The organism is Bacillus cereus group sp. MYBK222-1, assembly GCF_051916425.1.
Taxonomy (GTDB): domain Bacteria; phylum Bacillota; class Bacilli; order Bacillales; family Bacillaceae_G; genus Bacillus_A; species Bacillus_A paranthracis.
Map to the genome: position 1 here is coordinate 2,152,310 of NZ_JBQAGP010000001.1, position 13,608 is coordinate 2,165,917.

A 13,608-nucleotide genomic window follows, 5' to 3' on the forward strand; every position below is an offset into this window, starting at 1 on the left:
TCCCTTTCAATTATTATACAAAAAAAATAGAGAGGAGAATCCCCTCTCTATTTTTTACTTATGTTGTACAAACTTTACCATTAAGTTTGCGATTGTATGTTGCTCTTGTTCGTCAGCAACTTTCCAAAGTTCAGCTAATAATTTCTCTTGATCGTTGCGTGCTTCTACTTCATTTGCTAAATAATCACCAACACGAAATGCCATATCTGATACAGCACCACCATCAAGACCTTTTCCTTGCGCTTGTTCTAAACGTTCTCCTAAAAAGCTCTTCCATTGATCAAAGTTATCTAAAACTGACATGTGTAAGCACCTCACTACTTAGTAATAGAATCATGCTTAATTTGTACAGTTTTTCATTTTTTATGTAAGAAATTTTTAGCAATGCCACCCGCCATTTACTCCAATAATTTGTCCAGTTATATAAGATGCACCTGGTGATACGAGAAATGACACAGTTTTTGCTACTTCTTCCGGTAATCCTAATCGTCCTAACGGAATCTCTTCCGCAATTTCATTCTTATCCTCTTCTGAAAATACGTTTAACATTTCCGTTTCAATTGCACCTGGCGCCACCGCGTTCACCCTTATTCCACTTAATGAAACCTCTTTTGCTAAAGCTTTCACATATGAATTTTGCGCACCTTTTACCATCGAGTAAAGAACTTCACATGACGCGCCAATTTGTCCCCATATAGACGAAACAAGTACAATATTACCGCTTCTCCGTTGAATCATAGATGGCAATGCCATCGATAATAATTTATAGATACTCTTCACTTGAAGTTCTACCATATCATTCAATTCATCGTTCGTTACATCTGTTACGAGTCCAAAAATACTCTTCCCAGCTGCATATACGATAACATCAAGAGGATGTTCAATTTGTTTCCACAATTGCTCTGCTCCATCAGTAGAAGCTAAATTTGCTTGAACAGGAATTACTTCACCCCATTCTTTCTGCAACTCATTCACTTTCTCTTCACTGTTATTATAATGAACATATACTGTATATCCATCTTGAATTAATTGTTTCGAAATAGCAGAGCCAATCCCTCCGCTCCCTCCAGTTACTAATGCATACTTTTTCATACAATTCCTCTCTTATCTCAACAAAATCTTTTTTCTACAAATAAATAATACCCTCATCTTACAATTTATCAATGATAAGATGAAGGTATTATTATAAAATCTTTTATTTTTTCGGTAAAACCTGGCAAACACTCATTTTTTCTTCTGATAATAGTAATTTGGCTACTTCTTGTAAATCTTGAACAGTTAAACTTTCTAATACAGTCAATGCATCAAACAGACTCGACTCATTAAACGCATATCGTGTAAATTGATTTGCAATATATTCCGGTGAATTCAAGGAACGTAAAAAGCCGCCTATTTTCTTTTTCTTTACTCGTTCTAATGCCGCCTCATCTAATTGATCATAATTTGTATTTAATAAAATACCTTTCAAACGCTCTTCCAGCTCATCAGGTTGCTTCGTATCGCCGCCAACCATTGCAAAACCGAAGTTATTCTCTTCCGTATAATCATATGAGAACGAATCATCAATGAGTCCTTCGTTATATAAAGATTCGTAATGAACGGAGCTTTTTCCAAATAAATAATCTAGAAGTAACGTAAGCGCAATTTCTTGTTTTAAAAGGGCTTCCCCTTTTTCTTTTAAGTTTGTCGCTTTAATACCAACTAAACATTTCGGAGTTTGTACAGGCATTGAAATAATTTTCTTCTTTTCATTTACCGCATCTGGTTCTTCTTCAAATGAACGTACTATTTCTGGTTGGTTTTTGTAATCTTTTTTCGCTTGATTTTCACGTATCAAATCCATCGTTTTCTCTGGATCAATTGCACCTACAACAAACATCAACATATTACTTGGATGATAAAATGTTTCATAACATTCATATAGTAGGTCTTTCGTAATTTTACTAATAGACTCGATTGTACCTGCAATATCAATTTTAATCGGGTGCTTTACAAACAAGCTATCAATTAATCCAAAGTATAAGCGCCAATCTGGATTATCTTGATACATTTGAATTTCTTGCCCAATAATACCCTTCTCTTTTTCAACTGTTTTTTCAGAGAAGTAAGGCTCTTGTACGAAATTTAACAATGTATTTAAATTTTGTTCTACATTTGATGTACACGAAAAAAGGTAAGCTGTTCTTGTGAAAGATGTGAAAGCATTTGCCGATGCCCCTTGTTTACTAAACAATTGGAACGCATCATGATCTTCTTTTTCAAATAGTTTATGCTCAAGAAAATGAGCAATCCCATCCGGCACACGAATCATTTCTTCTTTACCTAGTGGTACGAATGTATTATCCACAGAACCATATTTTGTCGTAAACGTTGCAAATGTTTTATTAAATCCTTGCTTCGGTAAAATATATACATCTAATCCATTAGGAAGTTTTTCATAATAGAGTGTCTCTTTTAATTGCTCATAAACAATTTTCTCCATTTATTCTCCCTCCGTTCCGTGTAAAAAGTAAATTGTATCTAATTCAATATTTTTAGCAACTTTCACAATCTCTTCTTTCGTCACACTTTCAATACCTGTAAGCCATTCTTCAACCGGACGCGTACGATCTGAAATAATACCATGATACAGCATTTCCACAAATCCACGCGGTGTATCAATTGCTTCTAATATTTGATTTCGAATAACACTTTTCGTTTGATGCATCTCTTCTTCAGAAAAATCACCATTTTGCATTGCAAGCATTTGCTCTTTAATAATCTCAACCGCTTTTTCATAATTTTTCGCTTCGATTCCTGACATGACAAATAATAAACCTTTATGACTTTCAAAGCGAGATGCTGCATAATACGCTAAACTATTTTTTTCACGAACATTAACGAATAACTTCGAATGAGAAAATCCTCCAAACAATCCATTAAACAATTGCAGCGCAAAATAATCTTCGTCTTTATACGTAATAAATGTACGATATCCGATGTGCAATTTACTTTGTTTTAATTCTTGTTTTTCCACAACTTCTTTTTCTTCATTATTTCTCTTATGAAGAAGTACATTTCTTTCCCTCACAGGACGTGCTGAAATAGAAAAATACTTACTTACAAGATCAACTGCGTTTTCTGAAATATCACCAATAATGTATAGGTCCATTTCATCTTCCGCTAACACTTTTTGATAATATTGATACAAACTTTCATTTGTAATAGAAGAAACACTCTCTTTTTTCCCATTTGCGCTTAAACGATACGGTTCTACTTTGCACATTTCTTCAATTAAACGCTCGTTTGCATAACGCATTTTATCATCATACGTCGCTTCAATTCGTTGTAAGAGCGCTCTCTTTTCACTTTCTACAATAGAAGGCAGAAAACCATTCCCCTCTTTCGCTGGATGTAAAACGATATCCGATAACATAGAAAGCGCTTTTTCAAATAACGGTGGTGCATCATGTAAATATACTTCATTTGCAATGTCTACATAAATAGAGATGATATGATCTTCTCCTTTTTTACTTACATCTACTGCCAAAGAAGATCCGTATAATTCTTCTAAATATTGACGAAGACGAATTACAGAAGGAAGCTTTTCTGTCGCACTTTGCAATACGTATGGCAATAGGGCACGTTCTGTCACCGTCTCCTCATTTAAAGGTGCTTTCAAACGAAATACAAATGTATTTGTTTTATATTTATCAGTTGGAATAATATGTACTCGTAAACCACCTAACTCATGTAACTGTTGTTCCATCAGTTTCATTTATAGCCCTCCTTTACGTATATAGGAATATTCCTCTTCAATATACAGTTTTTAGAAATGAAAAATCAACTTTTCTTCCTCACTATACTTACATTAGGCCCTTTCTAAAAACTGTAATATGTAAGGAACATAGTAAAATTCCGTATTAAATATAGTCTATGTAAAAAAGCCCGCACTAATGTGCGAGCTTTTTTTATACTTATCGTTTTCCTTTTTCATAAGGAGTTCCTAATGCTTTTGGAGCTTCAGAACGACCTACAAAACCAACAAGCGCTAATATTGTGAATACATACGGCAATATCGTTAAGAATACACTTGGAATTTCTTTTAGTACTGGAATTGTACCGCCTGTTATTCCTAATGATTGAGCAAATCCGAAGAACAGAGCCGCTCCAAGAGCACCGAGTGGATTCCATTTACCGAAAATCATTGCTGCTAACGCCAAGAAACCTTGTCCAGTAATTGTAGCACCTGAGAAGTTACCAGAAATCGACATAGCGAAGACCGCTCCACCAACTCCTGCAAACATTCCAGATATAGCAACTGCAATATAACGCATTTTATATACGTTAATCCCCATCGTATCCGCTGCCATTGGATGCTCACCAACCGCACGAAGACGAAGACCGAACGGCGTTTTATAAATGATATACCAAACGGCAAACGCTAAAATAATAGCAATATATGATGTTAACGGTACATTAGAGAAAAAGATTTTTCCGATTACCGGAATATCCGAAAGACCCGGAACATCGATTTTTTCAATGCGGTATTGAATGAAATCAGTTTGTCCTTTGCCAAAGATTTTCTTAATCGCAAATACTGTTAAACCAAGTGCTAAGAAGTTAATTGCTACTCCGCTCACTACTTGATCTGCACGGAATGTAATGGATGCTACTGCGTGAAGAAGTGCAAACAATCCACTACCAATTGCTGCAAATAATAATGCAATCCAAGGAGTCATCGATCCCCACGTATCACCCATTAATAACGTTGTAACAATACCAATAAATGCACCAAATAACATTAAACCTTCTAACGCTATATTTACAACTCCAGAACGTTCACTGAACACTCCACCTAACGCCGTAAAAATAAGTGGCGCTGCCGTATATAACGTACCCGTCACAAGAATGGCTAAAATATCTAAAAAGCTCATTTATTTCCCCTCCTTGCTCATGCGTGTAAGTGCCCAGCGTAAAACATAACTGCACGCTACAAAGAAAATAATACATGCAATAATAACGTTAATTAACTCCGAAGGTACATCTGCTTCGAAATTCATTTGTGGTGCTGCACTTTTCAAACCACCAAACAGTAAAGCTGCTAATAGTATACCAAATGGATTATTTCCGCCTAAAAGTGCTACCGCAATCCCATCAAATCCAATACCAGTAAACGAAGACATTGCTGTCATACTTTGGAATGTCCCTAATCCTTCCATAGCTCCACCAATTCCTGCAAAAGCACCAGCAATTGTCATTGATAATACAACATTACGCGATACTTTCATTCCTGCGTATTGAGAGGCATTTTGGTTAAAACCAACCGATTTTAATTCATACCCTAACGTTGTTCTATCTAATAAGAACCACATTACAATCGCAATGATAATAGCCACAATAATTCCCCAGTGTAAACGAGATCCATCTGTCAATGAAGATAACCAATCAGAAGCTAACGAAGCACTTGCTTGTACGTCATAAGATTTTTCATTACCTTCGTGGATAAAACGTTTAATAAGATCATACGTAACATAAAGTGCAATGTAGTTCATCATAATTGTAACAATTACTTCATTTACTTTAAGTTTCCCTTTTAAATATCCAGGTATAAAGCCCCATAAACCGCCAACAATTGCCGCCACTAAAATAGATAACGGAATATGCAAAATTGCTGGTAACGACACTGCATATCCAAACCAAACAGCAGCGAGCCACCCAACTAATAACTGTCCTTCCACCCCAATATTGAAAAGACCTGTACGAAATGCAAATGCTACTGAAAGACCAGCTAATACAAGCGGAATCATCGTACGCAACGTCTCACCGATAGCTTGTGGATTGCCAACCATCCCTTCCCAAAGCGCGGCATATCCAACAATTGGATCATATCCACTAACTAACATTACAATGGCACCAACAAGTAAACCGAAAACTACGGATAACACAGGTACTAAAATATTAATTGTTCGTTCTGTTAAAAATTTTTTAGCCATTTGTGTTCACCTTCTCTTTCCCTGTCCCGCCGGCCATTAATAATCCAAGCTGTTGTTCATTTGTTTCTTTCGCATCCACAATTGCTACAATTTTCCCTTCATATATAACAGCCACTCGATCGCTTACATTTAAAATTTCATCCAGTTCTAAAGATAAAAGCAATACTCCCTTACCATTATCTCTCTGCTCAATTAATTTTTTATGAATAAATTCAATCGCACCTACATCTAAACCACGTGTCGGCTGTGCTGCAATTAGTAAATCTGGATTACGATCTACCTCACGTGCAATAATTGCCTTTTGTTGGTTTCCACCAGATAGAGCGCGAGCTAACGTTTGTTCACTAGGTGTACGTACATCAAACTGTTCAATAAGTGCTTTCGCTTTTTCTGTAATTTTACTAAAGTTTAAAATCCCTTTCTTTGAAAATGGATTTTTATAGTATGTTTGTAAAACAATATTGTCCCGAACAGAAAAATCGAGAACAAGTCCGTGTTTATGACGGTCTTCAGGAATATGACCAATCCCCTCTTCTGTTATTCTTCGAACAGGCCAATTCGTTATTTCTTTTCCTTTAATTGCAATAGAACCTGACTCAACTTTTCGTAAACCAGTAATCGCCTCTATTAATTCACTTTGACCATTTCCATCAATCCCTGCAATCCCAACGATTTCTCCTGCACGAACAGTTAAGTCAAGGCCTTTTACAGCAGGTAACTTGCGCGTATCATGAACAATTAGGTTTGCAATAGATAGTACTTCTTCCATTGGTTTAGCTTCTATTTTTTCTGTTTTAAAATTCACTTGACGTCCGACCATTAACTCTGCAAGTTTATGCTCATCCGTTTCCGCTACATCAACAGTACCAATCCCCTTACCTTTACGAATAATTGTACAACGATCGCAAACTTCCATAATTTCTTTTAACTTATGTGTAATAAGAATGATAGATTTCCCCTCTTGCACAAGCTTTTTCATAATTTGAATCAACTCATGAATTTCTTGAGGAGTTAACACCGCAGTTGGTTCATCAAATATTAAAATCTCTGCACCACGATAAAGAGTCTTTAATATTTCAACCCTTTGCTGCATCCCAACAGAAATATCTTCAATTTTCGCATGTGGATCAACAGCTAAACCATACTGTTCAGATAATTGCTTAATTTCTTTTGCAGCCTCTTCAACAGCAATTTTCCCGTTTTTCTTCGGTTCATTTCCAAGAATAATATTCTCTGTAACTGTAAAATTATGAACAAGCATAAAATGCTGATGGACCATCCCAATACCAAGGTCATTTGCTATATTCGGATTTGTAATTTTAACAGGATTTCCTTTAATTTTAATCTCTCCCTGTTCTGGTTGATACAAACCGAACAACACATTCATCAGTGTTGATTTCCCTGCACCATTTTCTCCAAGTAAAGCATGTATCTCTCCCTGTTTTACTTGCAGCGTAATATCGTCATTCGCTACAATGCCTGGGAATACTTTTGTAATATTGTTCATCTCAATTACGTATTCCATTTTGTTCCTCCTTTTAGCAGGGAACACTCCCCAATTACACTCTATTAAAGATATTTTTATATATGCAAAGGTTAGTTCTATGAACTAACCTTTGCTATTTCTCTATTATTATTTCTTTAGAGAAGCTTCATATGCTTTATATTCTTCGTCAGTTGCAGGTACTTTAATTTCACCATCAGTAATTTTCTTTTCGAACTCTTCTACTTTTGTTAAAATTTCTGGATTTACTTTTTTCACATTGTCAGTAGTTTTCGCGATACCAACACCGTCATCTTTTAAACCGAATTCTTCTACTTTACCGCCTTTTAATTTACCATCTTTCGCTTCTTGTGCTACTTTTGCTACTGCAACATCAACACGTTTTACCATAGAAGTTAAAGTTACGTTTTCAGGCATACCTTCTTGATTTTGGTCACGGTCAACACCGATTACCCAAACATTTTCACCTTTTTTCTTACGGTTTTTCGCTTCTGTGAATACACCGTTACCAGTTGCACCTGAAGCATGATAAATTACGTCAACGCCTCCACCGTACATTGCTGAAGCTAATACTGATCCTTTTTCCGGCTTATCAAATGCATCAGCATATTGTGATACGATTTCAATATTTGGGTTTACTGCTTTTGCACCAGCTTTGAAACCTGATTCAAATTTTGTAATTAATGGACTCTTCACGCCACCAACAAAACCAACTTTATTTGATTTTGTCGTCATTGCTGCTACAGCACCAACTAGGAATGAACCTTCATGGTCTTTAAATGTAATACTTGTTACGTTTGGCTTTTCTACAACTGTATCTACAATCGCAAATTGCTCTTTTGGATACTGCTCAGCCACTTTTTCGATTGATTTTTCCATTAAGTAACCAATACCAAATGTTGTGTTATAATGATCTTTCGCAAACTTCGTTAAGTTCGGGATATAATCAGCATCTTTACTTGATTGAAGATAACGATATCCTTCATTTTTCTTTAAATTATTGTCTTTACCAAATTTCGTTAAACCTTCCCAAGCTGATTGGTTAAATGATTTGTCATCAACGCCCCCAACATCCGTAACCATACCAACTTTAAACTCTTTTTTGTCGCTACTCGCTTTATCCGAGTTACCACATGCACCTAACACCGCACTTGCTGCTAATGTTAATGATAATAAAAGACCTGTTTTTTTCTTCATACTAGAAACCCCTCCTGAAATGATTTGTCTATTTTTTATACGCTGCTGTCCCTAACTTCTTGCTGTCACCTCCCTAAAAAGGAACTTACCTACATACGTTTTCTTAGTACGTGGAAGCTAAACTTATCAGCTCTAAAGTAATTGATAGAATATAAGATTGGCTCATCATTTTGATCATAGTGCATTTGTTTTAATACTAGCAGTGCCGTTTCCGGTTCACATTCCAAAATCGGTGAGATTTTCGGATGATAGCCAATTGGCTCAATATGAGCAACTGCGTATGTGATACGTTTGTGCGTATTGTTATGTATCACTGTAAGCAATGATTCTTCGTTGTATCCCGATAAATCTGGCAAGATTTCTTTTGCAAGTTTATCGATACAATATACAACAGGTTCCCCATCTGCTGTACGCACACGCTCAATCATCACTGCATTAAAACCATCTTCACTATTAAACTTCTCTTTTTCTTCTTCTGTTAAACTTGTTGTAGATGATGATAAAAAGATAGTTCCTGGTGTTTTCCCCACACTAGAAATCATATCTGTAATACTAGAAAGTTGTTCAATCCCAGAAGAAAATAACGGTTTTGCATTTACAAATGTTCCTACACCATGTCTACGAATGACAACATTTTCTTCTTCTAAAATACGCAGCGCTTCCCTTAAAGTCGCTCTACTTACGCCAAGTTCTTTCGCTAAATCAAACTCTGATGGCAACTTTTGTCTTTCTTTGTAAGCCCCATCTTTAATCTTTTCTTTGATGTGATCAATCACCCGTAAATATAGGTGACGACTATCGGATTTTACTGACATAAGACTCCCCCGCATTTCAATTATTCGACCTCTGATGTAAGACTTCTTTTCTCTTTTTTCAACTTACAACATAATAAAAATTGCTAAATACTAAAAATAAGCATAATTGTCGAATAAATATTAATAATTTTTTAAAATAAAATTTTCACTCTTTACTGCATAAAAAAAACTTTGCACCATAAACATTCCTCATAGCGAGAAAAAGTTCGGCACAAAGATCTCTTACATCCTTTGTTACACACTTTTCCCCTCATAGTCTAGCAATTCATGGTTGCCAGGTAGAAACTTATGGACCTTATCTCCAAGATTATATGAGGCAGTGATTCTTTTCGAAGTAATCTTACCACTTGCTCCCATACGTGTCAACAAAATTTAACATTTTTCTACATTAAATATCGAACGTTCACAAAAAACCATACAAAAGTATTCGTATTCTAAAGAACCACCTTAAATGTAAGCCCTTTCTTTAACGCTGAATATAGTATATAACAAAACCAGCATATAAAAAAGCCTAATTGTAAAAACAATTAGGCTTTTTTTATGAACTTTTTTCTTGTACATCATTAATGAGCACTTCACGTGGTTTACTACCTTCATACGGACCTACTACACCATTCATTTCCATTGCATCAATTAATCGGGCAGCACGGGTATAACCAACTCTAAACCTACGTTGCAACATAGAAACAGAGGCTGTTTGCATTTCCACTACGAGCTGAACTGCTTCATCATATAATTCATCTTCTACTTCCTGCTTCGTATCAGGAACATCTTGCGGGATCATATCTTCTTGATATTGCGCTTTTTGCTGACCAATAACATATTCTACAACTCTCTCAACTTCATCATCTGATAAAAACGCACCTTGTACACGTACAGGTTTCGATGCACCAATTGGTATAAATAGCATATCCCCACGACCTAGCAGTTTCTCTGCACCACCGCCGTCAAGAATTGTACGAGAATCTGTTTGAGAAGATACAGCGAATGCAATACGTGACGGAATATTCGCTTTAATAACTCCCGTAATGACATCAACTGATGGACGTTGCGTTGCAATAATTAAATGAATACCGGCAGCACGAGCCATTTGCGCTAGACGCATAATCGCATCCTCTACATCCGACGAAGCAACCATCATTAAATCTGCTAACTCGTCCACAATTACGACAATATAAGGTAATTCCGGTTGTTTCGCTTCTGATTGATTATTATGCTCTTTTATATAATCATTATATCCTTCAATATTTCGCGTGCCACTATGAGCAAATAACTCATAACGACGCTCCATTTCACTTACAACTTTTTTCAATGCTTGCGATGCCTTTTTCGGATCCGTTACAACTGGTGTTAACAAATGAGGCACACCGTTATATACATTTAACTCTACCATTTTCGGATCAATCATCATTAATTTTACTTCATGTGGTTTTGCACGCATTAAAATACTAACAATAATACCGTTAATACATACACTTTTCCCGCTACCTGTCGCACCCGCCACTAGCAAATGGGGCATTTTATTTAAGCGGGCTAATACAGCTTCACCTGTAATATCTCGTCCAAGGCCTATTAACAACTTCTCTTCCGGATGATTGTTAGCTTTAGAATCAAGAACTTCTCTAAGCGTTACCATGGAGACTTCTGAGTTCGGAACTTCAATTCCTACAGCTGATTTCCCGGGAATAGGCGCTTCAATACGAATGTCTTTCGCCGCTAACGCAAGTGCTAAATCATCACTTAAACCGACGATTTTGCTTACCTTTACTCCCATATCAGGATACACTTCATATTTTGTAACTGCAGGACCTCTATGTACTTTTGTTACTTTCGCTTTCACTCCAAAACTTTGGAAAGTACGTTCTAATTTACGAGCATTCTCATAAATTTCCGCATTTTCATTTGTAACTTGCTTATTCTTTGGAAATTTCAATATATCAAGCGCAGGAAGCTTGTAATCTTTATTTTCTACATTTGAAAATTGCATAGGAGGTGCTTGTGTTTCCCCCTCTAGCGATTCAACGATTTTTTCTCCACGCTTTTTCTTCGGCTCTTCAACTGGTGGAGCCTCTTCAATAAACGGTGAAGTGATTAACTCTTCTTCCTCTACTTCAATTCGTTTATCCTCTTCTTCATTTACAGGATAATTCTCAGTGAAATTCGAAATAATCGGAGGATCAATTGAGATTTCTTCCATCGGCTCAATAATTTCTTCATGTTCTGCAGCACGTTTGCTCCTTGTGCTTCTTGTTGTTTTTTTCTTTTCTGTTTGTTCAGCCGTTCTTTTGGCTCTCCAATCTTTATAGTCCCCTTGCATCACTTGAAATTGACTTCTAAGAATTCTACCAACTGGAGCTAACACTTCTCCAATATGCTTATTTGTTATACAAAGTATACCGAGAATAACTAAAATAATACCAATAATATAAGCTCCTACTTCGTCAAATAAGAAGTAACAAGTGGCGAACATAAGTGCACCAAACATGCCACCACCTAAATGAACGCTATCTGGCCCTTTTTTCATTTCAAGAAAGAAATTATCTTTCGTACTTACAATAACAGAAGTATTTTGCACTGCTCCATCTTTCGTAAGAAGGTTAAATAATGTAATATGACTAAACATTAATATCGCCAATACTATTAAATAAAAACCGATTAACCGTTTATTTAAAAGGTTCGGCCATCCACGTTTTATAACGAATGAAACGGATAAAGCTATTACACCTAACACACCAATTATGTACCACTCACCAAAGAAGAAGCGAAAAAATAACACAAACGATTTTCCTACAACGCCTAGCTGTAAAATCGTAATGATTGAAAGTGCAAAAAGAGTTAAACCGACGATTTCATAATACAAAGTTGGCTTTATCGTACGTCTTGCCTTTGCCTTCGTCCCTCTTTGCTTTTGTTTTGCCATTTCTTCACCTCGTGATCTACATATAAGTAAAAATTCCTAAAAAACTCTGCTTATATGTTTGTTTTCTCTATTTTTTCAGGTCTTTATATCTTCTATTTTTACACTTCTTGTAAAATGTTAAATAAACAGAAGAAAGCAGCCCTCTCATGGCTGCTCAACCGTCTTGTTTTTTATATTATACCATAGCTTCTAAACAAAATCCTTCTTTTTGCTAAAAGGTTATTTTCTGTCCCGGCTGAAACTCTAAGTAGTGAAGCGGATCCGTACTTAACACGCGTACAATAGAATAATACCCATGTTCTTCCTCTGAAACCATTAATTCAACACCATTTATATTTACGACTTTTTGACTTTCACATTGCGAATAATCGGCTGGATACACGAGTTGCTCTGGCATAATTGTATATAAAATCATTGTAACATTGTCCCTTCTACATGATCATCCGCGCGATTATCTATTAATTCGTTTAATTTTCGAATCGCATTTCCGATACCACCGACATCATCTATAAGACCATACTTCACTGCATCTCCACCAATTACATTCGTACCAATATCTCGCGTCAAATTCCCTTTCGCAAACATAAGCTCTTTAAAACGATCTTCCGTTACTTTCGAATGCTTCGTCACAAAGCGAATGACTCTTTCTTGCATTTTATCTAAATACTCAAATGTTTGCGGCACACCTATAACAAGACCTGTTAGACGAATCGGATGAATTGTCATCGTCGCAGTTTCTGCAATAAATGAATAGTCTGTAGAAACTGCAATCGGTACACCGATAGAATGCCCTCCGCCTAAAACTAAAGATACTGTCGGTTTTGAAAGTGAAGCGACCATCTCAGAAATTGCTAGCCCAGCTTCAACGTCACCTCCAACTGTATTTAACACTAAAAGCAAGCCTTCAATTTTCGGATTTTGTTCAATCGCAACAATTTGCGGAATAATATGCTCATATTTTGTTGTTTTATTTTGCGGTGGCAACTGAACATGACCTTCCACCTGTCCAACAATTGTTAAACAATGAATACGTGATTCATTCATTTGCGGTACATTCGTTTGTCCAAGCTGCTGAATTTTTTCCACTATTGAAGCTTCTTTTCCGGTTTCTTTCGGCTCAGCCTCTTTCTCTTCATTTGTATAACGATCACGTTCTGTCATATCGCATCCCCTTTCACTCGTATATAATTAGTATTT

Annotated in this window: 12 protein-coding genes and 1 riboswitch; all 12 genes read right to left on the minus strand. The window is 36.1% G+C overall.

Translation table 11 applies throughout. The annotated features are described in order from the left end of the window. Window positions 1-54: 54 nt before the first annotated feature. Window positions 55-303 carry a DUF3243 domain-containing protein gene (locus tag ACTFR9_RS11020; RefSeq protein WP_000114454.1) on the minus strand — a complete coding sequence of 83 codons (249 nt, stop codon included), beginning with the start codon at window positions 301-303 and terminating at the stop codon, window positions 55-57. Between the two features lie 75 nt (window positions 304-378). Then, complete coding sequence (gene ymfI / locus ACTFR9_RS11025) at window positions 379-1,092, minus strand: elongation factor P 5-aminopentanone reductase (RefSeq protein ID WP_000759622.1); 714 nt, start codon at window positions 1,090-1,092, stop codon at window positions 379-381. A 103-nt stretch (window positions 1,093-1,195) separates the two neighbouring features. Beyond that, window positions 1,196-2,482, minus strand: coding sequence for an EF-P 5-aminopentanol modification-associated protein YfmH (yfmH, locus tag ACTFR9_RS11030; RefSeq protein WP_000411945.1), 1,287 nt, complete (start codon window positions 2,480-2,482; stop codon window positions 1,196-1,198). Next, window positions 2,483-3,757, minus strand: coding sequence for an EF-P 5-aminopentanol modification-associated protein YfmF (gene yfmF / locus ACTFR9_RS11035; RefSeq protein WP_000772430.1), 1,275 nt, complete (start codon window positions 3,755-3,757; stop codon window positions 2,483-2,485). A gap of 199 nt (window positions 3,758-3,956) precedes the next feature. Further along, a complete protein-coding gene (locus ACTFR9_RS11040; protein WP_229136210.1) occupies window positions 3,957-4,916 on the minus strand; it encodes an ABC transporter permease in 960 nt (319 codons plus the stop codon). Next, window positions 4,917-5,975: an ABC transporter permease gene (locus ACTFR9_RS11045; RefSeq protein ID WP_440048968.1), complete on the minus strand. Its 1,059-nt coding sequence runs from the start codon at window positions 5,973-5,975 to the stop codon at window positions 4,917-4,919. It lies immediately after the preceding gene. Continuing rightward, window positions 5,968-7,500, minus strand: coding sequence for an ABC transporter ATP-binding protein (locus ACTFR9_RS11050; RefSeq protein ID WP_073535866.1), 1,533 nt, complete (start codon window positions 7,498-7,500; stop codon window positions 5,968-5,970). Before ACTFR9_RS11050 ends, ACTFR9_RS11045 begins: the two co-directional genes overlap by 8 nt. 108 nt (window positions 7,501-7,608) lie before the next feature. After that, the gene (locus ACTFR9_RS11055; protein WP_000730595.1) at window positions 7,609-8,676 is read right to left on the minus strand and encodes a BMP family lipoprotein; all 1,068 of its coding nucleotides are present in this window, start codon (window positions 8,674-8,676) and stop codon (window positions 7,609-7,611) included. A gap of 89 nt (window positions 8,677-8,765) precedes the next feature. Further along, the gene (locus tag ACTFR9_RS11060; RefSeq protein ID WP_000114176.1) at window positions 8,766-9,491 is read right to left on the minus strand and encodes a GntR family transcriptional regulator; all 726 of its coding nucleotides are present in this window, start codon (window positions 9,489-9,491) and stop codon (window positions 8,766-8,768) included. A 233-nt stretch (window positions 9,492-9,724) separates the two neighbouring features. Beyond that, window positions 9,725-9,826: riboswitch (purine riboswitch) on the minus strand. 203 nt (window positions 9,827-10,029) lie between these two features. Further along, window positions 10,030-12,411, minus strand: a complete 2,382-nt coding sequence (locus tag ACTFR9_RS11065) for a DNA translocase FtsK (RefSeq protein WP_001118775.1) — start codon at window positions 12,409-12,411, stop codon at window positions 10,030-10,032. A gap of 211 nt (window positions 12,412-12,622) precedes the next feature. Next, complete coding sequence (locus tag ACTFR9_RS11070; RefSeq protein ID WP_229136212.1) at window positions 12,623-12,826, minus strand: YlzJ-like family protein; 204 nt, start codon at window positions 12,824-12,826, stop codon at window positions 12,623-12,625. Next, window positions 12,823-13,572, minus strand: a complete 750-nt coding sequence (tepA, locus tag ACTFR9_RS11075; protein ID WP_048557655.1) for a translocation-enhancing protein TepA — start codon at window positions 13,570-13,572, stop codon at window positions 12,823-12,825. The genes ACTFR9_RS11070 and tepA overlap by 4 nt, the downstream gene beginning before the upstream one ends. Between the last annotated feature and the right edge of the window lie 36 nt (window positions 13,573-13,608).

Excerpts from the sequence above, each read along its gene's own strand:
- ACTFR9_RS11060 (WP_000114176.1), bottom strand. The coding sequence starts at position 9,491 with ATGTCAGTAAAATCCGATAGTCGTCACCTATATTTACGGGTGATTGAT.
- ACTFR9_RS11055 (WP_000730595.1), bottom strand. The coding sequence starts at position 8,676 with ATGAAGAAAAAAACAGGTCTTTTATTATCATTAACATTAGCAGCAAGT.
- tepA (WP_048557655.1), bottom strand. The coding sequence starts at position 13,572 with ATGACAGAACGTGATCGTTATACAAATGAAGAGAAAGAGGCTGAGCCG.
- yfmF (WP_000772430.1), bottom strand. The coding sequence starts at position 3,757 with ATGAAACTGATGGAACAACAGTTACATGAGTTAGGTGGTTTACGAGTA.
- ACTFR9_RS11020 (WP_000114454.1), bottom strand. The coding sequence starts at position 303 with ATGTCAGTTTTAGATAACTTTGATCAATGGAAGAGCTTTTTAGGAGAA.
- ACTFR9_RS11040 (WP_229136210.1), bottom strand. The coding sequence starts at position 4,916 with ATGAGCTTTTTAGATATTTTAGCCATTCTTGTGACGGGTACGTTATAT.
- yfmH (WP_000411945.1), bottom strand. The coding sequence starts at position 2,482 with ATGGAGAAAATTGTTTATGAGCAATTAAAAGAGACACTCTATTATGAA.
- ymfI (WP_000759622.1), bottom strand. The coding sequence starts at position 1,092 with ATGAAAAAGTATGCATTAGTAACTGGAGGGAGCGGAGGGATTGGCTCT.
- ACTFR9_RS11065 (WP_001118775.1), bottom strand. The coding sequence starts at position 12,411 with ATGGCAAAACAAAAGCAAAGAGGGACGAAGGCAAAGGCAAGACGTACG.
- ACTFR9_RS11045 (WP_440048968.1), bottom strand. The coding sequence starts at position 5,975 with ATGGCTAAAAAATTTTTAACAGAACGAACAATTAATATTTTAGTACCT.
- ACTFR9_RS11050 (WP_073535866.1), bottom strand. The coding sequence starts at position 7,500 with ATGGAATACGTAATTGAGATGAACAATATTACAAAAGTATTCCCAGGC.
- ACTFR9_RS11070 (WP_229136212.1), bottom strand. The coding sequence starts at position 12,826 with ATGATTTTATATACAATTATGCCAGAGCAACTCGTGTATCCAGCCGAT.